Origin of the sequence: Nonomuraea sp. NPDC003709, from assembly GCF_040610775.1 — a bacterium.
Taxonomy (GTDB): Bacteria; Actinomycetota; Actinomycetes; order Streptosporangiales; family Streptosporangiaceae; genus Nonomuraea; species Nonomuraea angiospora_A.
Genome location: NZ_JBEXMW010000043.1, coordinates 50,931 through 74,965, shown reverse-complemented (window position 1 = coordinate 74,965; position 24,035 = coordinate 50,931). Strand labels below are relative to the sequence as shown.

Annotated in this window: 18 protein-coding genes; 9 read left to right on the top strand and 9 right to left on the bottom strand. The window is 67.2% G+C overall.

From position 1 onward, the window contains the following. Together ABZX61_RS61390 and ABZX61_RS61385 are read right to left on the bottom strand one after the other, a co-directional pair. On the bottom strand, positions 1-247 hold a 247-nt coding region (locus tag ABZX61_RS61390; protein WP_355211397.1), incomplete at its 3' end, for an endo-1,4-beta-xylanase. A gap of 295 nt (positions 248-542) precedes the next feature. After that, positions 543-1,586 (bottom strand): substrate-binding domain-containing protein, encoded by a 1,044-nt coding sequence (locus ABZX61_RS61385; RefSeq protein WP_355211394.1) that lies wholly within the window; start codon positions 1,584-1,586, stop codon positions 543-545. A gap of 186 nt (positions 1,587-1,772) precedes the next feature. On the opposite strand from ABZX61_RS61385, the gene ABZX61_RS61380 reads away from it, so the two are divergent. Genes ABZX61_RS61380 through ABZX61_RS61365 form a run of 4 tightly spaced genes read left to right on the top strand, consistent with a single transcriptional unit; the run spans position 1,773 to position 6,612 of the window. Continuing rightward, the gene (locus ABZX61_RS61380) at positions 1,773-3,089 is read left to right on the top strand and encodes a sugar ABC transporter substrate-binding protein (protein WP_355211392.1); all 1,317 of its coding nucleotides are present in this window, start codon (positions 1,773-1,775) and stop codon (positions 3,087-3,089) included. 41 nt (positions 3,090-3,130) lie between these two features. Next, a complete protein-coding gene (locus ABZX61_RS61375; protein ID WP_355211389.1) occupies positions 3,131-4,084 on the top strand; it encodes a sugar ABC transporter permease in 954 nt (317 codons plus the stop codon). Continuing rightward, positions 4,068-4,952 (top strand): carbohydrate ABC transporter permease, encoded by an 885-nt coding sequence (locus ABZX61_RS61370; RefSeq protein ID WP_355211386.1) that lies wholly within the window; start codon positions 4,068-4,070, stop codon positions 4,950-4,952. The genes ABZX61_RS61375 and ABZX61_RS61370 overlap by 17 nt, the downstream gene beginning before the upstream one ends. 43 nt (positions 4,953-4,995) lie before the next feature. Further along, positions 4,996-6,612: a beta-xylosidase gene (locus tag ABZX61_RS61365; RefSeq protein ID WP_355211383.1), complete on the top strand. Its 1,617-nt coding sequence runs from the start codon at positions 4,996-4,998 to the stop codon at positions 6,610-6,612. 222 nt (positions 6,613-6,834) lie between these two features. Here the strand turns inward: ABZX61_RS61365 and ABZX61_RS61360 are convergent, their stop codons facing one another. Next, positions 6,835-7,695: an NAD(P)-binding domain-containing protein gene (locus ABZX61_RS61360; RefSeq protein ID WP_355211381.1), complete on the bottom strand. Its 861-nt coding sequence runs from the start codon at positions 7,693-7,695 to the stop codon at positions 6,835-6,837. A gap of 93 nt (positions 7,696-7,788) precedes the next feature. Here ABZX61_RS61360 and ABZX61_RS61355 point away from each other — a divergent pair, with 93 nt between their 5' ends. Next, on the top strand, positions 7,789-8,370 hold the full coding sequence (locus tag ABZX61_RS61355; RefSeq protein ID WP_355211378.1) for a TetR/AcrR family transcriptional regulator: 582 nt from the start codon (positions 7,789-7,791) through the stop codon (positions 8,368-8,370). Between the two features lie 73 nt (positions 8,371-8,443). On the opposite strand, the gene ABZX61_RS61350 is transcribed toward ABZX61_RS61355, so the two are convergent. Continuing rightward, entirely contained in the window at positions 8,444-9,334 is an 891-nt protein-coding gene (locus ABZX61_RS61350; RefSeq protein WP_355211375.1) for an NAD(P)-binding domain-containing protein, read from the bottom strand. 156 nt (positions 9,335-9,490) lie between these two features. Between ABZX61_RS61350 and ABZX61_RS61345 the strand changes: the two genes are divergently transcribed. Further along, complete coding sequence (locus ABZX61_RS61345) at positions 9,491-9,844, top strand: helix-turn-helix domain-containing protein (RefSeq protein WP_355211373.1); 354 nt, start codon at positions 9,491-9,493, stop codon at positions 9,842-9,844. Between the two features lie 406 nt (positions 9,845-10,250). After that, a complete protein-coding gene (locus ABZX61_RS61340; RefSeq protein ID WP_355211370.1) occupies positions 10,251-10,691 on the top strand; it encodes a DUF1801 domain-containing protein in 441 nt (146 codons plus the stop codon). A gap of 299 nt (positions 10,692-10,990) precedes the next feature. On the opposite strand, the gene ABZX61_RS61335 is transcribed toward ABZX61_RS61340, so the two are convergent. The 5 genes from ABZX61_RS61335 to ABZX61_RS61315 are packed head-to-tail and all read right to left on the bottom strand — an operon-like array spanning position 10,991 to position 19,850. Next, positions 10,991-13,294: a glycoside hydrolase family 95 protein gene (locus ABZX61_RS61335; protein ID WP_355211367.1), complete on the bottom strand. Its 2,304-nt coding sequence runs from the start codon at positions 13,292-13,294 to the stop codon at positions 10,991-10,993. A gap of 8 nt (positions 13,295-13,302) precedes the next feature. After that, a complete protein-coding gene (locus ABZX61_RS61330) occupies positions 13,303-14,964 on the bottom strand; it encodes a hypothetical protein (RefSeq protein ID WP_355211364.1) in 1,662 nt (553 codons plus the stop codon). 38 nt (positions 14,965-15,002) lie between these two features. Continuing rightward, the gene (locus tag ABZX61_RS61325; protein WP_355211361.1) at positions 15,003-15,923 is read right to left on the bottom strand and encodes a carbohydrate ABC transporter permease; all 921 of its coding nucleotides are present in this window, start codon (positions 15,921-15,923) and stop codon (positions 15,003-15,005) included. Between the two features lie 8 nt (positions 15,924-15,931). Beyond that, the gene (locus tag ABZX61_RS61320; protein WP_355211358.1) at positions 15,932-16,843 is read right to left on the bottom strand and encodes an ABC transporter permease subunit; all 912 of its coding nucleotides are present in this window, start codon (positions 16,841-16,843) and stop codon (positions 15,932-15,934) included. Positions 16,844-16,850: 7 nt separating this feature from the next. Beyond that, entirely contained in the window at positions 16,851-19,850 is a 3,000-nt protein-coding gene (locus ABZX61_RS61315; protein ID WP_355211355.1) for a glycoside hydrolase family 2 TIM barrel-domain containing protein, read from the bottom strand. A gap of 314 nt (positions 19,851-20,164) precedes the next feature. Here ABZX61_RS61315 and ABZX61_RS61310 point away from each other — a divergent pair, with 314 nt between their 5' ends. Next, positions 20,165-21,160, top strand: a complete 996-nt coding sequence (locus ABZX61_RS61310; protein ID WP_355211352.1) for a LacI family DNA-binding transcriptional regulator — start codon at positions 20,165-20,167, stop codon at positions 21,158-21,160. Between the two features lie 194 nt (positions 21,161-21,354). Further along, positions 21,355-23,778, top strand: coding sequence for a glycoside hydrolase family 2 TIM barrel-domain containing protein (locus ABZX61_RS61305; protein ID WP_355211350.1), 2,424 nt, complete (start codon positions 21,355-21,357; stop codon positions 23,776-23,778). Positions 23,779-24,035: the final 257 nt, after the last annotated feature.

Genomic DNA, 24,035 nt, shown 5'->3' with positions numbered 1-24,035 from the left:
CGGTGGCGTCGATCTTCATCTCGTTCTCGGCCGTCACCATGTTGAACTCGCGGCCGGCGATCGTGGTGTACTGCGAGTCGCCGAGCCTGCCCGCGGCGATGGCGGTGCCGAAGTACCGCCCGCTCTGCGCGGCGGCCGCGCCGAGCGTGCTCGCCGCGGCATCGGCGCGGAGCGGCGCCATCAGCGCCATGATCACGGCGAGCACGCCGAGAGCACCGACGATCAGGGACCACCGTAAGCCGTTCAAGGGCCGCCTGGTTCCAGGCGAGGGTATGGCGTTTGCGCCCATGCCTGAGCCTCCATGTCTGAGATACGGAAACGGGAACACGTGGGGACACGCCATCAAGGCGTCGCTTGGTGACTCAGTGTGGAAATGCTTCCGAAACATGTCAAGGTGGATCTGAAAAGTTTCAGACACATTCGGCCGCCTGATCCGGCGCTACAGGGTCTCGGCCACCTATGATGCGCACCGAAACTTTCGTTCGGTCCTCCTGCGAGAAACGGCAGGCCATGAAAGTTTCATATGTTGCCCTGACGGCGGATCAGGACGAAGGGACGGGGCCCGTCGAGTCGCGGACGCTGAGGGTCGTCGCCAGCTGGAGGTGCCGCGAGGCGGGCTGGACACCGTCCGCCATGCCGAGGACGGTCTCGACCGCCATCCGGCCCATGCCGACGAGAGGCTGCCGGACGGACGTGAGCCGGGGCGTGGTCCACTGGGTCTGCGGCGTGTCGTCGAACCCGGTGACCGACAGCTCGCCCGGCACGTTGATGTGAAGCGCCTTGGCCGCGGCGAGGACCCCGACGGCGATCTCGTCGTTGCCCGCGACGATCGCGGTCGGCCGCTCGTCGAGCGCGAGCAGCTCATGGCCGTGCCGCAGCCCCGCCTCGACGGAGAACGCCTCGTGGCGGATCAGTGCACGATCCGGCGCGACGCCGGCCGAGTCGAGCGCGGCCTGGTACCCGTGGAAGCGTTCCAGCGAGGGGGCAGAACCCAGCGGCCCGCCGATCCAGCCGATCCTGCGATGGCCGAGCCTGATGACATGCTCGGTCGCCGAGCGACCACCCGCCCAGTTGGTCGAGCCGATGCTCACGAGACGCGATTCAGTCGTATCGATCGGGTCGATCGACACGACAGGCACCTCAAGCTCCTCCGCGGCGAAGAGCACCGAGTCCGGCACGGCCACGGCAAGCGCGATGACACCGACGACACCGGATGCCTTCTGCTCCTCCATCCAGGCACGGGCCGCCACACGGCTCGCGCTGATCGACTCGTCCGGCGGCAGGCGAAGGAGAAGCTCCGCCTGCGCGGAGGTCGCGGCCACGAGGACCCCTTGGAGCACCGTTCCGGCATAACGGGATTCCACGATGTCGAGCACAGTGACGAGGGTCCGGTCCCGGGTTCGCTCATGTCGCACCGCCGTCGGCATGTAGCCGATCTCGGCCATGACTCCGAGGACATGCTCACGCGTACTCGCGCCCACATCGCTCCGCCCGTTGAGGACCTTGGAGGCGGTCGCCGGCGAGACGCCGGCCAGTCTGGCGACGTCCGCCAAGGTGGCTCGCTCCGAACGACCTCGCCGTGACATCAGGGCTCCTTCCGGGCTTCGAAACTATTTCGAATCTACCACGGACCCCTTCCACCAATTGCCGCCCCGGCATCCTCGCTGCTTCTCCCGTTGACACGGGACAAACACACCACCTAGTGTCCTGCCAGCACCGAACAAGTTTCGAAATAGTTTCGGACCCACCTCCAGGACGAGAGGAGAGGCTCGATGCGGCTCTCCCAGAAGACAAGGCTCCTTTCCGCGGTACTCGCGCCGATGCTCGCGCTGACCGCTTGCTCGGGCGGCTCCGGCGGCGGAAGCGCGACCGGCAGCGGCGGTGACCAACAGGTGAAGCTCACGGTCTGGAGCTGGGACGGCACCGTCGAGGGGGCTGTCCCGGGCTTCCAGGCCGCGAACCCGAACATCAAGGTCGAGGTCGTCAACGCGGGCTCCTCCCAGGACGAGTACAAGGCGCTCGACAACGCCATCCAGGCCGGTTCCGGTGTACCTGACGTCGTGATGTTCGAGTACTTCGCGGTGCCCTACTTCGCCATTCCCGGCAAGCTCGCCGATCTCGGCAAGTACGGCGTCGAGAACTTCAAGAAGGACTACGTCCCTGGCGCGTGGAGCGACGTGACGGTCAACGGCAAGGTCTACGCGCTGCCGTCCGACTACGGTCCTTCGGCGCTGTTCTACAACACGGCCACCCTCAAGAAGGCCGGCATCGACAAGGCGCCGGCCACGTGGGACGAGTACCACGAGGCCGCCAAGAAGGTCCGGGCGCTCGGCGGCGACCACTACATCGCCCAGGACACGGGAGACATCTTCTTCCTGCTCTCGCTCATCTGGCAGGCCGGTGGCCGCCCGTTCAAGGTGAACGGCAACAAAGTGCACATCGACTTCACCGACGAGGGCACGACCAGGGCCGTGGCCTTCTGGCAGAAGATGCTCGACGAGGGCCTGATCAACACCAAGATCACAGGATGGTCCGACGACTGGAACCGGACGCTCAACGACGGAAGCCTCGCCACCCAGACCATGGGCGGCTGGCTGACCTCCACGCTGCCGGAGCGCGCACCGAAGGCCGCCGGTGACTTCAGAGTCGCCTTGATGCCCCAGTGGAAGCAGGGAGACAAGGTCGGAGCGGCGAACGGCGGAAGCTCCTTCGGCATCCCGGCCGCGGCCGAGCACCAGGACGCCGCTTTCAAGTTCCTCGAGTACTTCACGCACGGCGGTGGCCTGTCGTCCCGCGTCGACGCGGGTGCCTTCGTGCCGAACACGTCGGTCCTGGACAGCGAGGCGTTCCAGAGCAAGGCCAACCAGTACTTCGGCGACCAGAAGGTCGGCGCGGTGCTGGCCGAGGCCTCGGAGATCGTCGGGAGCGGCTGGCAGTACCCGCCGTTCTTCGAGTGGGCACGCTCGGTCTACGGCGACCTCGCATCGCCGTTCTACACCACGGGCAAGGGCTCGCTCGCCGAGATCCTCGAGCAGTGGAAGCAGCGCTGCATCCAGTACGGCAACGAGCAGGGCTTCCAGGTGGACTAGCGAGCCCTGGGCCACCTCAACGAATCGGAAGGAACACGGACATGGGCCTGGCACGTCGGGTCGGCGTCACCGCTTCGGCCATGGCGTCGCCGGATGCCGCACAGCATTCGGCGCCGACTCGCAAGCGCCGCAAGTCACAGATCGGGCTGGCGTTCATAGCACCTTTCGGGGCGCTGTTCGCCGTGGTGTTCATCGTGCCCATCCTGTACGCCGCCTACCTCAGCCTCTTCCAGGACAAGCTCGTCGGGGGCAACACGTTCGTCGGATTCGCCAACTACGGCAAGCTGTTCCAGGATCCCCAGTTCTGGGACGGGGTGGGGCGCGTCTTCCGGTTCACGCTCGTCCAGGTGCCGATCATGCTGCTCTTCGCCATGGCGCTGGCGCTGGCGCTGGACTCCATGCGGGTGCACGGCACCAGATTCATGCGGGTGACGATCTTCCTCCCCTACGCGGTGCCGGCGATCGTGGCGACCCTCATGTGGGGATTCCTGCTGGGCGTCAAGTACGGCCTGTTCGGCAGCCTCAACGACGCTCTGGGCACGGACATCGATCCCTTCGCCCCCGGTACCACGCTCATCTCCATCGGGCTGATGGTGACGTGGGCGTTCACCGGCTTCAACATGCTCATCTTCTACGCCGCGCTCAAGGCCGTCCCGCGCGAGTTGTACGAGGCGGCCGCGATCGACGGGGCGAACGAGCTCCAGATCGTCCGCGCGATCAAGCTGCCGGCACTTCGCGGATCCCTGGTCGTCACGATCATCTTCTCGATCATCGGCACCTTCCAGATGTTCAACGAACCGCAGATCCTGCCCTCGATGGTGGCCAACAGCGGCGTCACCACCTTCTACACGCCCAACCTGTACGCGTACAACCTGGCGTTCACCGGGTCCCAGCAGGGCTATGCGGCCGCACTCGCGCTCGTCATGGCGGCGATCACGATCACCGTCGCCTACGTCGTCCAGATCAGAGGGTTGAGGAATGCACCCGATCAGTAGCCGCCGGCTCTACACGGTGGAGAATCCCAAGAAGAGCACGACCCTCACCGTGATGACAGCTCTGTTCATGTTGTACTGCCTGCTGCCGCTCGTATGGCTGGTCATCAACGCGACCAAGTCGCAGGCCGACTTCGTGTCGTCGTTCGGACTCGCACCCGGTCGCGAGTTCGCCCTGTGGGACAACATCGTGCAGGTTTTCAGCTACCAGGACGGGATCTTCTCCCGCTGGCTCCTCAACACCGTTCTCTACGTCGTCGTGGGTGCGACCGTATCGACCTTCCTGGCCGCCCTCGGCGGGTACGCCCTGGCGAAACTCGATTTCAGGGGCAAGCGGGTGTTTCTCTTCGTCGTGCTGGGATCGATCTCCGTCCCCGGCATCGCCCTGGCGATCCCGCAGTTCCTGCTGTTCGCGCACGTCGGCATGACCAATACCCCGTGGGCGATTCTCATCCCGTCCTTCATCAACCCCTTCGGGTTGTACCTGATGTGGGTGTTCACGGCCGAAGCCGTGCCCACCGGCCTGCTGGAGGCCGCGAAGATCGACGGCGCCGGGGAGTTCAGGACCTTTCTCCAGATCGCGCTCCCGCTGCTCGCCCCGGCAAGCGTGACGGTCCTGCTCTTCTCGTTCGTGTCGATCTGGAACAACTATTTCCTGCCGTTGATCATGCTCAAGGATCCCGCCTGGTATCCGCTGACCGTCGGAATCAACCAGTGGAACAAGCTGGGCTCGACGGCGGGGAACGGCGCCCTCATCCAGAATCTCGTGATCACGTCCGCGCTGCTGACCATCATCCCGTTGATCATCGCGTTCCTGAGCCTGCAGCGGTACTGGCAGTCGGGCCTGTCGCTGGGCGCCATCAAGGGTTAGCAGCGCTCCATTCACCAACGTTTCCCTGAAGAGAAGTGAGACCATGACCCGATTCCGGATCGACGGCAGGCTGTGCGACGAGAGTGCGCTTCCGCACATCTGGAGCAGGTGTATCGGCGCCGGACGGGCGAACGAGGCACTGCGCGCGGACTGGCGGCAGCAATTCGCCGAGGCCGTCGCCGCATGCGGATTCCAGTACGTCCGCTTTCACGGCGTCTTTCACGACGACATGTTCGTGTACCGGGAGAGCTACGGCAGCGGTTTCGGCCCGAACACGCCTCTTGCCGCGCCCGTGCACACATTCAGCTATGTGGACAAGGTGTTCGACTTCATTGTGGACTGCGGGGTCCGCCCATTCGTCGAGCTGGGCTTCATGCCGCGCGAGCTGGCGACGGAGACGGAGACGGTGTTCTGGTGGGGCGCGCACTGCAGCCCGCCCAAGGACATGGCGCGCTGGGTCGAGCTGGTCACGAGGTCGGTCGAGCACTGGATCGACCGGTACGGCCTCGCCGAGGTGCGGGAGTGGCGGTTCGAGGTGTGGAACGAGCCGAACCTGGTTCCCCACTTCTGGACCGGGACGAAAACCGAGTACTTCGAGCTTTACGAGCAGACCGTGACGGCGATCAAGAAGATCGATCCCGCGTTGAAGGTGGGCGGGCCCGCAACCAGCGTCTTCGTGCCCGACGACCGCTACAAGGGCGAGGTCGAGGACCGCTCCGCGATGCACGAGACGGCCGCCGCGGCCGACGTGGACGCGCTCGACTGGCGCCCGGTATGGATCGAGGACTTCATCGCCTGGTGCGCCGAGCGCGAGCTCCCGATCGACTTCATCTCGACCCACCTCTACCCCACCGACTTCGCGTACGGCACCGACGGCGAGGCCGTGCAGATCACCCGGTACGCCGATGCGACGTTCGACGACCTGACCCTCCTTCGCAAGCTCGTGAACAACAGCGCGTATCCCGAGGCGGAGATCCACATCACGGAGTGGTCGACGTCGCCGTCGGCCCGCGACTTCATCCACGACACGCCGTTCGCGGCGACCTCCATCACGCGGTCGTATCTGAAGTGCGCCACCCTCGCCGACTCGATCTCCTACTGGACCTTCACGGACGTGTTCGAGGAGGGCGGCGCCGGAATGGGACCGTTCCACGGCGGGTTCGGCCTGGTGAACGAGGGCGGCATTCACAAGCCCACGTTCCACGCGTTCACGATGCTGGAACGGCTCGGCGACCGACTGCTCCTCGCGACGCCCGACGGGGTCGTGACCCGTGACAGCCGGACGTCGGCCGTCTCGGCGGTGTTCTTCAACTACCCCGAGGACATGGGCACGAGGGGTGTCGGCTCGGAGAACTCCTACCCGGCGGCACGCGCGCTGGCCGAGACGGGGCCGAGCCGCAGGATCCACCACTCGATCGGCGGACTGGAGCCGGGCGCCACGTTCCTCGTCGAGATCGTGGACTGGGAGCACGGGAACGCCGCCGAGGCCTGGTACCGGCTCGGGTCCCCCCTCAACCTGTCCCGAGCCGAGAGCGAGTACCTGAGCGGAGTCGCCGACTCGCTCCTCAGGTTCACGCTGACCGTGCCCGACAGCGGTGTGCTGGACCTCGACGTCGAACTCGCGCCATGGGCCGTGATGTCGTTGCAGCAGTCGGCATGACCGCGTCGCAGCCCGCTGAAGCACGCCCCGGCACCGATCGGCATCTCTGACGCGGGGGCGCAGGTCGGGGACGCAGGGCGCGGGCGCAGGCCGTGAGGCTTTCCGCCGGCGCCTTGCGCGCGGTGTCCTCGACCTCGGCGAACATGACCGCCTCGATCTCGTCGACGGAGCGGTCGCAGCGCCGCAGTCGAGGCCCTCTCCTGGGACTGGATCGGTGATACATCAGCGCTGCTTCAGCACGCCGATCAAGCTCGTGAGGCTGTTTTGGCCGTGGCCGGCGGTGACGCCTTGGCGAAAGATCTTCAGGACGGCGGCCGGAAGTGAGTCATCAACGCCGGATGCCTGCGTGGTGCGCAGCACGTGTTCCAGGCTCGCCACGCCCATGGAGACTCGGTCGACGTCCCCCTCTTGGTTGCCTGCTGTGATGCGCGGCGCGTAGAACTCCAGGAAATAGCGGAGGTCCATGGTCTTCACCGCGTGCGGCAGGAAATCCTCCGCCGAGATGCCATTGGCCTCCGCCACCGCCTGGCCGTGCAGGTAGCCTGCCAGCGCCGTCCAGAACATGTCGATCCCGATCTGGTAGTACAGCGCCGCCAATCCCGGGTCCTCGCCGAGGTAGTCGATCCCGGTCAGCACCTCAAGGGCGGGCCGGCGCGCCTCGATGGCGTCCTTGGGGCCGCTGTAGTACGTCATCGCGTCCGGCGTGCCGATGCCCGGAGGCGGCACCTGCACGCCCCCGGTGATCTGCACGGCCCCGCGCTCGGCCAGCCACACGGCCGCCTGACGCGCCCTGTCCGGGGTGTCGGAGGTGAGGTTGACCAGGGTACGTCCGGCCAGGGCGGTACGCGGGGCTTGGGCCAGGATGGCATCCATCGCGTCATAGTCGGTCAGGCTCAGCACCACCAGCTCGTTGGCGGTGAGCGCCGCCTCGACGGATCCCGCTCTCCTCGCGCCCCGCGCCACCAGGTCGTCTGCCCTGGCAGGAGTACGGTTCCACACGGTCACCTCGTAGCCGCTGTCGAGGTAGGCGCCGGCCATGGCGTGTCCCATGGGGCCCAACCCGATCACCGTCACAGACTTCATCCACGCTCTCCTGACCACTAGAACGAACGCTCTATCTAGACGGCACGCTAGCACACGACTAGAACGAGCGCTCTATTCAGTACGATGGGAGCCATGCGGACCCAGCACGAGATCGGCACCCGGGAGCGGATCGTCCGGACGACCTCTCGCCTGATGCAGCGGCAGGGGTACGAGGCGACGGGCCTCAAGCAGATCTCCCAGGAGGCCCAAGCCACACTCGGCTCGGTCTACCACTTCTTCCCGGGCGGCAAGCGGCAACTGGCGGTCGAGGCCGTCCGCCACGGGGACAGAGAGTTCGCGGAATTCCTGCGCGCGGCGTTCGACCAGGAGGAAGATCCGGCCGCGGCGATCGTCGCCTGCACCCGCGACCTGGCCAACGGGCTGCGCGAGTCCGGCTGGCTGGACGGTTGCCCCGTCACCACCACGGCGCTGGAGAGCGCCGGCCGGGTGCCCGAGATCCAGCAGGCCGCAGAGGACGCCTACGAAAACTGGCGCACGCTGGTCCGCGACAAACTCAGCCGCTCCGGCTTCGCCGACGACGTGGCGCACGACCTCGCCCAAAGCGTGATCAACCTGCTGGAGGGCGCGGAGCTGTCGGCGCAGGTGTCCCAGAGCGAGGCGCCGCTGGAGATCGCCGGCAGGCACCTCGCACGGCTTATCGACTCCTACCGATGAGTTGAGCCGGTCCGGCCAGTTCGTCAGGTGCAGCCTTGATGGGGCGCTTCGTCCGGGCTTGGACCCGTCCGGCTTATGGCTGTCGCGCCGGCTTTCTGAGCACCTCGGTGAGGGCCGCGATGCTGTGATCGCCATGGCCTGCCTCAGCCGCCCGCCTCACCAGGTCATGGAGCGGGGCGAGCCAGGCCGTGTCGACGTTCGTCTCCTTGGCCAGGTCCTCGTCGTGAGCCGCCCCCGCCAGGAAGAGGTTCACCGAGGAGGCGGCGTCGGTGTAGTCGCCGCCGTCGATCTCCTTGGCGTAGATCGGCAGCAGGGACTTGATCATGTCCAGCCACTTACCGGCGAAACGCACCATCGTGTTCACCTCCAGCCCGCGCGCCTGGACCGCGGCGGCGCCCTGGAAGAAGCCGACGAGCGCCGGCAGCAGCATGGCGCCCACCGCCATCTCATACAGGGCGGCCAGGTCGCTTTCGTCGCCGAGGTGGACGGTGTCGCCGCCCAGCACCTTCAGGGTCGTCTCGAACTCCTCGAAGACCGCCTTGTCGCCGCTGTAGTACAGCAGGGTGTCCGGCGCTCCCACGGCCGAGGGCACGTTCTTGACCGCCCCGGCCAGGAACCGGAACCCATGGTCGATGGCCCAGGCGGCCGTCTCGCGGGCGCCGGCCGGGGAACCGCTGTTGAGGGTGACCAGGGCCCGCCCACGCAGCGACGCGCCGGCCGGCCGCAGCGCCGCCCGGGTGTCCTCGAAGGTGGTCAGACAGGTGATGACCAGGGGACTTGCCGCCACCGCGTCCTCAATGGCCTGCGCATGCCTGGCTCCCATGGCGATGAGGGGCGCGGCTTTGCCGGCGGTCCTGTTCCAGACGGTGGTCGGGTGTCCGGCCTTGATGAAGGCCTCGGCCAGTGCCGAGCCCATCGAGCCCAGTCCGATGACGGTCACCGGTGTCCCGTTCATTGCAGTCATATGCGTACTCCAGCCACAGAGATGAGGAGGCGAGCGCGCCGCGTTGGAGACCGTCGTGGTCTTGGCGCGGGCCTGATTCATGCTGGCTGGAGCACCTGCATTCTCTCAAGTACCTACTTTTTTGCCGGGTACTGACATAAGTGTGAGTATGGGTCGGTGAAGGAGACGAAGACGCGGACGTTCACCTGTGGTCTCGACGCTGCAATCGCCGTCATGGGAGGCAAGTGGAAAGGACTGATCCTTTTCGCGCTCCAGGATGGTCCCCTGCGCTTCGGGGAGCTGCGGCGCGCGGTGCCCGGCATCAGCGAGCGGGTGCTGATCCTGCAGTTGCGGGAGATGGAGGCCACCGGGCTGCTGCATCGTGAGGTCTATCACCAGGTCCCGCCGAAAGTGGAGTACTCGCTCACCGAGTTCGGTCATTCACTCAACACCGCGATGGCGCCGCTCGGGGAGTGGGGCGAGGAGCACGTCGAGCGCATCGAGGCCATCTCGTGGGACCAGGTGGGGTGAACCTTGCGCGGATGGATCGGCAGGCCGCATTGCCGCCTGACTGCACACGCCGTCGATACCGCCACGCACCTGGCTTACCGACTCGGCGAGACGATCAGGACTCACCCTTCCTTTGACCACACCACCGCCTGCGGCCGCTCTGGTCGCACGGCCCATTACACCCTCGACGGTGCTTTGACCTAGTCACGACCACCGGCCTTGAGGCATTCTCGCCGGCAGGTAGACCTGAACAGCTCCGCTCGAAGTCGTCCAAGGAAGGGACAAAAACTGTCGGTTGCAGTTGGAGCTGTCGGCATTCGCGTGAGTTGACGGATTTCGTCCTTGCTGTACTGGGGTTCGCGACGGCCGGGATCGGGGTCCCCTGTGCCCACCACCATTTGTCACACCGGCGTGGGAGCATGACGTCATGGTGACCTCGAAACAGCCGGTGACGGTCCCGACTGACGCCAGCGTGGACGATTTCCTGGCCGCGGTCTCTGACGAACGCCGACGAGCCGACGCGGAGCGCCTCCGCGCGATTCTGAGCGAGGTGACCGGTGAGCCTGCGGTGATGTGGGGCCCCAGCATCGTCGGCTTCGGCAGCTACCGCTACACCTACGCGACTGGGCGCACGGGCGACTGGCCCTTGGCGGGCTTCTCACCACGCAAGCAGCAACTCGTCGTCTATTTGGTGGGCGGGTTCGAGGAGCGGCACGCATCTGTGCTGGCCCGGCTCGGTCCGCACAGGACCGGAAAGGGATGCCTCTACCTGAAGCGACTCGACGACGTCGACGAGAGCGCGCTGCGCGAGCTCATCGACCGCACGGTTCGGGTACACAAGGGCGTTGACCGGGCCACCAACCGCTGACAAGAGCGGTAGCTCATGACTCTGGACTGAGCCGTACACCTCCCATCTCAGGTGACTGAGCAGCCTCGGGCACCGCACGCCAGCTCACCGACAAGGAGACCTGAAAACCCTCAGTCGAAACCGTCCGGATCAACATGCCGTGCCGCAGGTCAGCAGGTCCCTCTTCCGTCGACTTCACGTGAAAGGGACACCGCCTGACTCCCAAGGTGCCACGAGCCCTTGGCGTGTGTGTGACGCGCGCCGTGGGCAAGGGCGCCGGAGACACGGGAAGCACGTGCGTGAGGAGACGCCACGGCCGTTCAAGTGCGGGCCGTGTAACGACGACCGGGCAGGCCGTTCCACGCCAGGCGGAGCCGGCCGGGGATCGCTCCCCCCACCTCGGCAAGAGGCACTTGCGTGCCGTTTTCGTCGACGATGTTCAAGGGCGGGGTGTCCCCGGGTATTTCGACGACCATCCTTCCGGGCCGACCGGCCGTGACGTCCACACGGGCCAGGGTCCCCGCCCGCCAGGCGAGCTCGACCTGATGTCCGCCGCGGCAGCGGATGCCTCGTGCCGATCCGGTGTGCCAGCTCGGCGGCAGCGCCTTCAGCAGGCTGATCGCTCCCTCATGGCTCTGCACGAGCAGCTCGGTCATCCCGGCGGCACCGCCCAGGTTGCCGTCGATCTGGAAGATGTTGCCGCCGGGCCAGTCGCCATGCGGGTGCAGATCGAGCAGGGATTCCGAGCTCAGCTCGTTGAGCAGGACCGAGATCGCCCGCTCGGCGAGCTCCGCGTCACGCAGGCGGGCGGCCAGGCAGAGGGTCCACGCCTGGCTCCATCCGGTGTAGCCGCTGCCGTGTTCCAGGCGGTGCCGCAGCGCCCGGCGAGCGGCCGCGAAGTGGTCCGGTGTGGCCGCTTCGGTGATGCGGGTGCCTGGATACAGGCCGTACAGGTGGGACAGGTGGCGGTGGCCCGGCTCGCGCGGTGGGCGCTCGTCGTACCACTCGAGCAGCTCGCCACCCGATCCGACCGCCACAGCGCGCAGGTCGGCCAGCGCGGTCCGGGCCCGTTCTACCTGGTCTTCCTCCTCAGAGGAGTGGCGCAGGGCCAGGCTCACGTATCGCGCCAGCACCTCGCGGACCAGTTCCTGGTCCATCGCCGTTCCCTCGGACACGGCCGCGTGAGCCGAGGCGCCGACGAGGAAGTGGTGCTCGGGCGAGGTGGAGGGGCTCATCACGAGCTCGCCTCGCCCGTCCGGAACCAGCATGTCCAGCGCGAATCGCGCCGCCGCCCGGAAAACCGGCAGAGCGGTCTCCGCGGCGAACTCGTCGTCCGCCCCGTAGTCGAGGTGGTCCCAGAGGTGAGCCGACAGCCACAGGAGCCCCGACGGCCAGTTGGCCCACTGGGGATCGCCGGACACCGGCGTGGAGAACCGCCAGAGGTCGGTGTTGTGATGCACGACCGAGCCGCGGGCCGCGTAGTACCGGCGAGCCGTCTGCTCTCCGCTCCGGGCGAGCTCGCGCGTCAGCCGGAACAGCGGCTCGTGCAGTTCGGGGAGCCCGGTGGACTCCGCCGCCCAGTAGTTCATCTGGAGGTTGATGTTGGTGGTGTAGTTGCAGCTCCAGCCGGGACGGACGTCGACGTTCCAGATGCCTTGGAGGTTGGCCGCCTGGGTACCTGGGCGTGAGCTCGAGATCAGCAGGTACCGGCCGAGGTGGAAGAAGAGCTCGGCCCCGGCTGCCTCGGGCCCGGATCCCGAGAGGTCCAGATCGGCCCGGTCGAAGTAGCCGCGGTAGTCCTCGCGATGTCGCGCGCGCAGCTTCGACGTCTCGGTGGACAGGGCTCGCGCGACCCGCTGCTCGGCCTCGGCGGCTATCGACCGGCGATCGGTACTGGGCCGCTGATCGTAGCCGCGGAAACCGCTCGCCGCGGCGGCGATGAGCCGCACCTCTCCGAGGCCGGTCCGGTGCACCGCCACGGCCACGGCGAACCCCATCCCCTCCTCGGTCGCGTAGACGACGGCCGGCTCCGCATCGACGTAGTTCGGCAGCACGTGTGCCGGCGCGCGCCCGGTGGCCACGAGCCAGTGGACGCCTTCCTCCTCCCGCTGCTCGATCTCCATGGTCGGGTGCTCCGAGCGGAAGGCGGGCGCGGCGACCTCGTCCCCACCCGTGGCCGACATCACGAGGACTCCGTCGGGTGCCGAGACGAAGCTCTCCACCCGCACCGGCCCGTAGGTCGTGGTCGTGACCGCCTCGGCCAGGTCGAGCTCGCGGAGGTAGCCGTCAAGGGGACGGTCCGCGGCGTAGCTCCATTCCAGCCACCCGAGTGGCTGGTAGGACTGGGTGTAGCCGGGCCCCTGCAGGGAACGGGCGAGCTGGTCGGCGCGCAGGTGGTCGCGCTCGCGGATCGCCTGCCGCAGCTCGGGAAGCAGCTCGCCGGCCGGAGGGCCGCTCTCCGGGCTCCCGGGACCGCCCGACCAGACGGTGTCGAGGTTGAGGTCGACGCGCTCGACCCCGGCCCGCCCGTACACCGTCGCGCCCAGACTGCCGTTCCCCAGGAGGAAGGCGTCGTGGAACGCGGCGGCGGGAGCGGCCAGCCGGATGTGGTGTCGTTGGTCCATGTCGTTTCTCACTGAGCGTCGTAAGCCTGCTGCTGGATCTGCAGGTATCGCTGCAGGCCGAGGCCGTTGAGACCGTCCAGGTAAGCGGTCCAGTCCTGGTCGCTGTCGATGTTCTTCTTGCCGGTCACGAACTCCAGGTTGGACTGGCCCACGTAGTTCTGGATGTTGGTCTGCAGCGTCGCGGCCTCGGCGGTGACGTCGGTACCGAGCCACAGGTTCCAGGACGGGAAGATCTGGTCCTTCGGCACCTTGCCCTCATACAGCTTGGTGGCGTCGAAAAGCCTTCGCTCGTAGCCTTCCGGTTTGTCGGTGTCGGTCGGCTGGACCTGGGCGTCGCGGAACGCCCTGGTGCTGTTGTACTGCGTGAGCGCTCCCCATGAGGCGTTGGTGGGCGCCGCACCCGGCTTGCCGGGGATCACTTTGTACAGGGGCTTCAGATTCTTGTCGAGGGCCACGTCGCCGCTATCCGGCTTCTTCCAGCCGACGCCCTCCTGGCCGAACTGGCCTTGCACTTGCCCCTCGTCGGTGAAGATGTAGTCGAGCATCTTGATGGCGGCGATCTGGTCCTGCTCGGTGGCCTTGTTCGTCAGGACGAACGTGGCGCCCGGAAGGCTGGGCGAGCTGTAGGACGTGTAGCCGACTCCTTCGGGGCCGGTCAGCGGGGGCACCGCGTCGTAGTCCTTGTCCCGTCCGTCCTTCTGGTCCAGGGTGACCATGAGCGCCGGGTGGAGCATGGTCCCGGCCCCGACGATCACTGCGTCGGCGTTGTCCCCCTTGGCCTTCAGCGCGTCCCCGTTCTGAGTGAAGGCACCCGGGTCGATGAGTCCCTCCTTGTAGAGGGAGGCGATGTAGCGCAGTCCCTCACGCCATTTGGCCTGCGCGGCCTGGAGCTGGACCTTGCCGTTGTTCAACGCGAGCGTCGAGGCGGCGACGCCGGCCCCGCGCGGGTCGTAGATGAAGGCGTTCATGAAGTAGGTCAGGAGCGGATCGCCGGTGGCGGCCGTGAGCGGGATCTCGTCGGCCTTGCCGTTGCCGTTGGGGTCCTTGGTCTTGAAGGCCCGCAGGACGGTGCGCATCTCCTCGGTCGTCTTCGGCATGGACAGTCCGAGTTTTTTCAGCCAGGCCGTGTTGAGCCAGAGTTTGGCCTGGTAGGAGCAGTGGAAGCAGTCGTTCCACTCCGGCAGGCCGTAGATCTTGCCGTCGGGCGCGGTGGCCATCGTCTTGTAGGCGGGGGTCGTCTCCAGCGCCTTCTGGATGTTGGGCGCGTACTTGGCGATCAGGTCGTTGAGCGGCAGGATCACGCCCTGCTTGGAGAGCTTGAGCAACTCGGGCTGGGCGAACTGATCCACCCACGGGACAAGCAGGTAGAGGTCGGGGTAGTCGCCGCTGGCCAGCGAGATCTGCCGCTTCTCCGCCGCAGGGGCGGCATCGTAGGTCGTCGTCTGGAACTTGAAATTGATCTTGAATTTGCCGCTGAGCAGCTTGGTGTAGGCGTTGGTCTGGAGATTCTGGTCGGCGCCTTGCGGGATGAAGACCGTGAGCTCGGTCATTCCTCCCTGGCTTGCCGAGCCTGCGGACTTCTCGCCGGACGACGAGCAGGCGGCAACGGGCAGGGCGGCCAGCGACAGTGCGGCCAGCAGGGCCGCTTGCTTTCTGGGCAGGGTGGACATGGGTCATGCCTTTCGGGGGGTGAAGGACGGCCGCCGGGCTAGCCCTTGATCGCGCCGATCATGATTCCCTTGGTGAAGTAGCGGGCGACGAACGGGTAGATCAGCAGCACGGGAACCGTGGAGATGACGATCAGGGAGTATTTGAGCAGGTCGGCGAGCTGCTGCCGCTGCATCATGATGGCGGCGTCCATCTGGCCGCCGGCCTGGGTGTTGAGGATGATCAGGTTGCGGAGTACGAGCTGGAGCGGGTACAGCTCGTCGCTCTTGAGGTAGAGCAGCGCGTCGAAGTACGCGTTCCACTGCCCGATCGCGTACATCAGGGCGACTACCGCGATCATGGGCTTGGCCAGCGGCAGCACCACCGACCAGAGCACGCGCAGGCTGCTCGCACCGTCGATCTCGGCGGCCTCGTAGAGCGAGTCGGGGATGCTGTTGCGCAGGTAGGCGCGGGCGATGATGACCTGCCAGACGCCGATCGCCCCCGGCACGATCAGCGCCAAGCGGGTGTCGAGCAGGCCGAGTTTCTGTACGACGAGGTAGGTGGGGATGAGCCCGCCCGCGAAGATCATCGTGAAGACGATGAACGCGGTGATGACGTTGCGGCCGTAGAAATCCTTGCGGGAGAGCGGATAGGCGATGGCGATCGTGAGCACGACGCTGACGAGCGTGCCCACGACGGTGTAGAAGAGCGAGTTGGCGAACCCCGTCACGATCTGCGGATTGCCCAGCGCCACCTCGTAGCCCCGGATCGAGAAATCGACCGGCCACAGCCACACCCGGCCGGACGAGACGGCGTTCGGGCTGCTGAAGGAGCTCGCCACGATGTACATCAACGGCAGGAGGACGACCGCGAGGAACGTGATGAGCAACAGGTAGACGCACGCCATGAAGAGCCGGTCGACACCGGAGTCCCTGACCCGGCCGGGGCGCAGGCGCCTCTTCTCCGCGGTCCGCGTCATTGTGCCGGTCACCACAGACCACTCCCGGAAACACGCTTGGCGATGAAGTTGACCCCGATGAGCAGCAGCAGGTTGATCATCGAGTTGAACAGGCCCACCGCGGTGGCCTGGCTGAAGTCGGCGTTCAGCAGGCCGACCTTGTAGACATAAGTGGCGATGATCTCTGAGTTGCCGAGGTTGAGCGGGTTCTGCAGGAGGAACGCCTTCTCGAACCCGACCGCCATGATGTTGCCCACGCCCAGGATCAGGATGATGATCGCCGTCGGCATGATGCCCGGGATGTCGACATGGACGATCTTCTGCAGGCGCGTCGCTCCGTCGACTCGGGCCGCCTCGTACAGGCTGGGGTCGATGCCCGACAGCGCGGCCATGTAGACGACGGCCGAATAGCCCGCCGTCTGCCAGATATCGCTCCACACGTAGATGTGGCGGAAGTAGTCCGCGTCACCCAGGAGGTCGGGCGCGTCCACGCCGAAGAAGCCGAAGGCTCTGTCCATGAGCCCGATCCGTGGCGACAGGATCAGAATCACCATGGAGACGACGACCACGGTGGAGATGAAGTAGGGCGCGTAGGTGACCAGCTGGACCGTGCGTTTGAAGGCACGCAGCCGGACCTCGTTCAGCGCGAGGGCCAGGATGATCGGGATGGGGAAGCCGGCCAGGAGGAAGTACACCGACAGCAGGAAGGTGTTCTCGACCAGCTTCCAGAAGACGGGGTTGGCGAAGAATGCCGAGAAGTGCTTGAGACCGACCCACTCGCTGCCCCAGATCCCGTCGACGACGCTGTAGTCCTTGAACGCGATGACCGCGTTCGTCATCGGGATGTACTTGAAGATCACGAAGTAGGCCAGCGGCACGACGATCAGCAGGTAGAGCTGCCAATAGCGCCGGAAACTCCGCCTGGCGGCACTCCACTTCATAGCCGCGTCACCGCACCTGGGCGAGGCGGACCAGGAGTGAGCAGGTGTGGGGGTACAACCGGTGGGCCGGCCATGCGTCGGGGCCGCAGGAGGCCGAGCCGAGCCCGTAGTGGGCGATGTCGAGGTTGAGCCAGAGCCTGCCGTCCGGGACCAGGTCGGTGGGGTGCCGCGCCGCGTCCAGTGCCTCGCTGGTCCAGGGTCGCAATGTCACGTCAATGCCGGAGGGTGCGGTGATACGCAATCGCTCGCCGGTCTGCCAGGAGATCTCCGCGGATCGGACGGCGCCGCGGTTGCCGTTCTCCTGGGGAAAGACGTAGGGGGTCTGCAGTTCTGCCACCTTGGCCCGGTGACGGCCGAGCCGGGCCGCCAGCCGGCTGTCGCGATAGTTCTCCCCCGGGCCGAGTCCGTACCATTCGAGAGTTCCGTCACCGCCGGGGAGCCCGAGGCGTAGGCCCAGGCGAGGTACGGTGCCTCGCTTCACACGGCTGGAGTCGTGCATGAGCGCGGCCAGATCGGTGTCGAACCGGCCGACCGGGCTCAGGTGGAGGCGCAGCTGGAGGTCGCCCTCGGGACTCGCGGACCAGATCATCTGGGTCCGCATCCCGGCCTCCCGTCCAGCGGCCATGCTCACCGTCTCGACGACAAGTTCGCCATCCCCTGGCTGCACCCGGGCGGTACGGTGTTCGAGCCGGTCCAGGCCGAGATCACGCCAGGCTTTCGCCTGCCCCAGCCAGGCCCGGTCATTGTCGGTGGGCGCACGCCAGAGATCCAGCCGAGGGCCGAGCACGGGCAGCTCGCCGAGCATGACAAGTCGCCCGTCGGCGTCGAATTCGGCGGTGCCCAGGCGGTACCCATGGTGGGACACCTCGATCGGAAGGCCCACGGTGAAGCCGTGCTCCTGCCGCCGGGCTTCGGCCAGGATCCGCTGGGCGAAGGCGATCTCGTGGCCGGCGGGCACGCCGTCACGCTCCTTGGCCCGCGACGCGCGAACGGTGAGGACGACCTCGCCCGAGGCGTCGCCGGCCAGCTCGGCGATGGTGTCGTCGAGCCGGACCCGGGTCGTGCCGCGCGGAGCAACCGGTGGGACTTCGACGATGCCGTGGCCCAGCTCGGCGCCATCCTCTTCGAGGAGCCATCGGAAGTCCAGCCCGGAGGTGTCGATGTGATCGAACCTGCTCCGGACGGTCAGCGTGCTGTCGTCGTCGATGGACAGGACGACCGGCGCGATCGCCGCCTTGTACTCCAGCAGCCCGGGAGACGGAGTTCGATCCGGGAAGACGAGGCCGTCGGCGATGAAGTTGCGGTCGTTCACGACCTCCCCGAAATCCCCGCCGTAGGCGTAGAACAGCTGCCCGGCGTTGGGACCCTCTGCCGCGCGCTGCAGAATGCCGTGGTCGATCCACTCCCAGACGAATCCACCGTGCAGCCGCGGGTACCGGTCGAACAGCTCCTCGTACTCCGCCAGGCCGCCCGGGCCGTTGCCCATGGCGTGGGCGTACTCGCAGAGGATGACCGGAAGCGCGCGACGATGGGCGTCCGCTTGGGCATCAACCGTGCGCTCGTCGGCGCCCTTGCCGATGAGCTCCAGTTCGCCGATGTCCACGTACATCCGGCTGTAGACGTCGGCGTAAGAGCTGTCGTAGTCGCCCTCGTAGTGAATCAGCCGGGTGCTGTCGCGGAGGCGGGCCCATTCGGCCATCGCCCGCAGGTTGTCGCCGACGCCGCACTCGTTACCCATCGACCACATGATCACGGAAGGGTGATTCTTGTCGCGCTCGACCATGCGCTCGACCCGGTCCAGGTAGGCAGATAGCCAACGTGGGTCCGCGGAAGGGTTGCGCTCCCAGCCGACCTGGACGAAGCCATGGGTCTCGAGATCGCATTCATCGATGACCCACAGGCCGTACTCGTCACACAGGTCGAGGAAGCGGCTGTCCGGCGGGTAGTGGCTGGTCCGCACCGCGTTGATGTTGTGCTGCTTCATCAGCAGGACATCGGCCAGCATCGTCTCCGGGTCGAGCGTGCGGCCCGTCTCCGGATGCCACTCGTGCCGGTTGACGCCGCGGAAGCGCACCGGTGACCCGTTGACGGTGATGAGCCCGTCCACGACCCGAACGGTCCGGAATCCGATCCGGAGCTCGATGGACTCCCCCTCGCTTCTGAGCACCCCGGCGTACAACCTCGGGGTCTCGGCGCTCCATGGGCCGACGCCGGGTATGCGGAGGCTCTCGCCCGCCGGCAGGCCGGTGATGCCCAGCTCCGGGATGTCGACGACGGCCGGGACGTCGCTCTCGACGCGGAGGATGCCTTCCCCTGCCTCGTGATCGAAGTCGGCTTGGACGAAGTGGTCGCCGATCGCACCCACTGGACGTTCCAGGAGGGAGACCGAGCGGAAGATCCCCGAGATCCACCACATGTCCTGGTCTTCCAGGTAACTCGCCGCCGACCACTGGTGCACCCGGACGGCCAGGACGTTCGGCCCCTCCCGCAGGGCGTGCGTCACGTCGAACTCGGTCGGCAGCCTGCTGCCGGTGCCCCAGCCGAGCTCTACCCCGTTGAGCCACACCGTGAAGTGCGAATCCACGCCTTCGAACCGCAACACCCAGCTGGCGACTCCAAGCGTGTCCACCTCGAAGGTCCGGCGGTACTCCCCCGTCGGGTTGGCATCCGGCGGGTGCGGCGGGTCGATCGGGAACGGGTAGATCACATTGGTGTACGCGGGGCTTCCCCATTGCGCCTGCCCGCGCTCCAGCAGGGTGCCGTCGGGACCGCGGAGGCCTTCCATCTGCCACGACCCGGGCACCCGCAGCGCGGCCCAGGCGGAATCGTCGAAGTCAGGACTCTCGAAGCCGTCGCTCATTTCCCGAAGGCGGGGAGCCAGGTGAAATGTCCAATAACCGTCCAGGGGCATGGAGCGGGCACTGCTGGCCGAGCTGGCGCGGGGCTTCAGTCGGCCTGCGCCTGGCTCGAAGGATGAGACGTTACGGTCTGCTTCGCTGAAGGACAATGTTCCACCGGCCCATGAAAGATGATGGATGGGATCCGCACGCTCGCCCGCTACCTGGTGAACCACCCCTTCGGGTGGGGGGAGCGCTGGGGCTGCCGTGGCACAGGTTGCAGGGGCGGGGCCGGTGCCGTGAAGGTTCACGAGGCAGGTACCGTGAACGTTCACGACACTGGCGTGAAACACAACCTAAACATCGGTGGTTTGGCTGTCAATAGTCGGCATTCGGGCAGATTCCGCAGGTTGTCACGAGCGACGACGGCCTGTGGCCCTGTTCCGTCAGTACGATCAATCCAGGCAACAAACCTAGGACGGCGATGGCGAAACGCGTGACGATCAACGACGTGGCCCAGGCCGCCGGGGTCTCCCGGCAGACCGTGACCCGGGCCATCAACGACATGGGGGAGATCAACGAACAGACCAAGCAGCGCGTGCTTGAAGCCTGCCAGCGGCTCGGATACCGGCCGAGCCGGTTCGCCCGCAACCTGGTCGTGCGGAAGAAGACCCGCGCGATGGGGTATCTGGTGGCCTCCTTCCGCAACCCGTACTTCACCGAGATCGCCGGCGACCTGCTCAACACCGCGGCCGAGCGCGGCTGGCACGTGGTGATGGCCTCGACGGAGACGGAGGACGAGGCGAGCGCGCTCGACATGCTGTCAGGCCAGGTGGACCTGTTCGTCGGGCACTTCGGCCAGGACGACGACGATCTCGTCAAGACCAGCCGCGGCATCCCGCTCGTGATGCTGGAGCGGACCGGCAGCCTGCCCGGCATGCACTCCGTCGAGGTCGACATCCGCGAAGGCGTGCGGGAAGCGATCGAGGCCCTGCGCGGCAAGGGCGCGCGGCGCATCGGCATGATCGATTCCGCCTACTCCCTGCGCTTCTCCCCCACCTACGCGCCTTCCCCGCGGCGCGGGTACTTCGAGGAGTTCGCCGGGGCCGAATCGGCGGACATGATCGTCATCGGCGAGGAATCGATGGCCGGTGGCGGCCGGGCGTTCGCCGAACTCGTCGGCGCTCATCCGGAGATGGACGCGGTGCTGGTCTTCAACGACCTCATGGCGATCGGCGCGGTGCAGGCCTCGCACGCCCTCGGCATCGACGTCCCCGGCCAGGTGCGGATCTGCGGCATCGACGGTCTCACCCTGGGCGAGGCCGTGCATCCGACGTTGACGACGATGTCCATCGATCGCCACGCGCTGGTGAGCAACGCACTGGACATCGCCGACGCGCTCGCCGCCGCCGACTTCGGCGAGCTGCCGTCCATGCGGCGTACGGTGCGCCCACGCATGCTGTGGCGCGAATCCGCTTGACGCACGCTCATTGACACATGGGCACTCGCTCTTTACGGTGAGGTTTCGCACGGTGGCCGTGAACGTTCACGGTCACCATGATTCCCCCTCGGAGAGCTGTTCATCGTGCCCTTGCCCTGCAGCACAGTCCGTCGCGTGCATCGGGTTTTCCCGCACGTGCGCCTGACCGCCGTCAAGACCGGGACGGACGCGTCATGACCCGTCGTCGGGAGCTCATCAACCGGGCGTGGAAGTTCGCCTACGGCGACCCCGCCGGCGCGGTCGCCGAGGACTTCGACGACGGAGACCTCTACGACGTCGGCCTGCCGCACTCCTTCGGCATCCCGTACTTCATGGAGACCGGCTTCTACGTCGGCCGCGGCGTCTACCGGCGGGTCCTCGACATACGCCCCGAGGATCTCGGCAAGTATCTCGCGCTGGAGTTCCAGGGCGTGTTCCAGGACGCCGAGGTGTACGTCAACGGGAGTCAGGTGGGCCGGCACCTCGGCGGCTACACGGCCTTCGCGATCGACATCTCCACCGCCGTACGCGCCGGGGCCAACCAGCTCGCCGTACGGGTCAGCAACGAATGGAATCCGCGGCTGGCGCCCCGCGCCGGAGAGCACACGTTCAACGGCGGCATCTACCGCGACGTCGCGCTGATCGTGGCCGAGCGCACCCGCATCGCCTGGTACGGCACGTTCGTCACCACCCGACAGCTGCTGGACGGCGACGCCGTCATCGACGTGGCCACCGAGCTGGTCAACGACGGCGACGCGGACTTCGAGGGCGACCTGACCGCCGAGATCCACCTGGCCGGAGAGCCGGTCCTGCGGTTACGCCAGAGCGTGTCGGTGCCGGCCGGAGCCACGAGCACGTGCCGCCAGGAGTTCACCCTGCGTCAGGCGCGACTGTGGCATCCCGACACGCCGCACCTCTACACGCTGGAGCAGCGCCTGACCCAGGATGAGCGCTGCCTGGACGAGGCCGTCACCACCTTCGGGGTGCGCACCGCCGAGTTCACCACTGACAAGGGCTTCTTCCTGAACGGCGAGCACCTGCCGATCCACGGCGCCAACGTGCACCAGGACCGTGCCGGGTGGTGCGACGCGGCGACCCACAGCGGCATCCGCCGCGATGTGGCGCTCATCCGCGAGAGCGGCATGAACTTCATCCGCGGCTCGCACTACCCCCACCACGAGCAGTTCGCCGCCGAGTGCGACCGCCAGGGCGTGCTGTTCTGGTCGGAGCTGTGCTTCTGGGGCATCGGCGGGGAGAGCGCCGAAGGGTTCTGGACCGCCAGCGCCTACCCACCGCACGAGGCCGACCGCGCGGAGTTCGAGGACAGCTGTCTTCGCGCGATGGCGGAGATGATCCGCGTCAACCGCAATCACCCCAGCATCATCGCGTGGAGCACCGGCAACGAGGTGTTCTTCAGCGACGACGAGGTGATCCCGCAGGCCAAGGACCTGACCCGTCGCCTGGTCGACCTGGTGCACGAGCTCGACCCCACCCGGCCGGCCGCGGTGGGCGGCGCCCAGCGCCGTGGCTTCGACGAACTCGGGGATGTGGCCGGCTACAACGGCGACGGGGCATCGCTCTACCACAAGCCACCGTGGCCCAATCTGGTCTCCGAGTACGGCAGCCTCATCGAGGATCGCCCCGGCGCCTACGGCCCGCGGTACGCCCACGGCGTCGAGACCCCGCACCCCTGGCGGTCGGGCATCGTGCTCTGGTGCGGCATGCATCACGGCAGCATCGTGGCCGACATGTCCCGCATGGGCTTCATCGACTACTTCCGCCTCCCGCTGCGGTCCTGGTACTGGTACCGTCGCGAGCTTCGGGGCGTCGAACCGCCCCCGTGGCCGCTCCCCGGCACCGCGACCGCCCTGCGGCTGAGCGCGGACCGCATGACGATCGCCACCGACGGCACCGACGACACCCAGATCATGGTGGAACTCCTCGACGCGTCAGGCCACGTCGTCGCCGACGAACGCCCCGTGCGCATCGAGGTCGTGGAGGGCGGCGGCGTCTTCCCCACCGGAACCTCGATCACGCTGTCCCCCGAAAACCGCGGCCTGCTCGACGGGATCGGCGCGATCGAGTTCCGCTCCTACTTCGCCGGCCCCAACACGCTGCGGGCCGGCGCGGACGGGCTGGCCCCGGCGGAGCTGACCATCGAGGCCGTCGGCGGGGAACAGTGGCGTGGCCGGCCTCGCCGCCTGGCCCCCGGCCCGCCCTCGCGCTCGTTCGTGCCCTCCTCCGACGCCCCGCGCCTGCTGTCGGCCAAACGGCCCGTCTTCAGCAGCGGCTCACTGGCCGACCGTCCGGCGCACCTGATCACCGACTACTCCACCGGCGAGGGCTGGATCAGCGCCACGAACCGACCGGGCGCCTGGATCCGCGTCGACCTCGAGGGCCTGTGGCGAGTGGACACCGTCACGGTGCTCCTCGGCGAGCCGGACGCCGTGCCGTACCGGCTGGAGGTCTCCGGCGGACAGGCCGCCGAGGAGGTGGCCGCCGGCACCACCGAGCGGCGGATGTCGTTCGACCTGCGAGGCCGCGCTCTGCACGCGGTGAAACTCGTGTTCCCAGAGGCTCCGGCCGAGGTCAAGGAGGTGAGAGTCCATGGTCGCTGACCACCTCTGATCACAGCCTTCTCCAACACGCTTCAGGCCATGGGGGGCAGATCGAGCCGGACGGGCTCGTCGCGGTCGCAGTACAGTCTGCCGTCGACGACTTGTGCGGCGGCGACCTGGAGCGAGGAGCGGCGGGTAGCGTGGGCGCCGTCGTCCTCGGTGGCGGTGCTGGAGCGGCCGGGATGCGTTTTCGCGGAGCGGCCATATGCCGCACTTCGTGGTGGCGACTTTCCCCGCGCACCCGTCCTTTCCCTCTG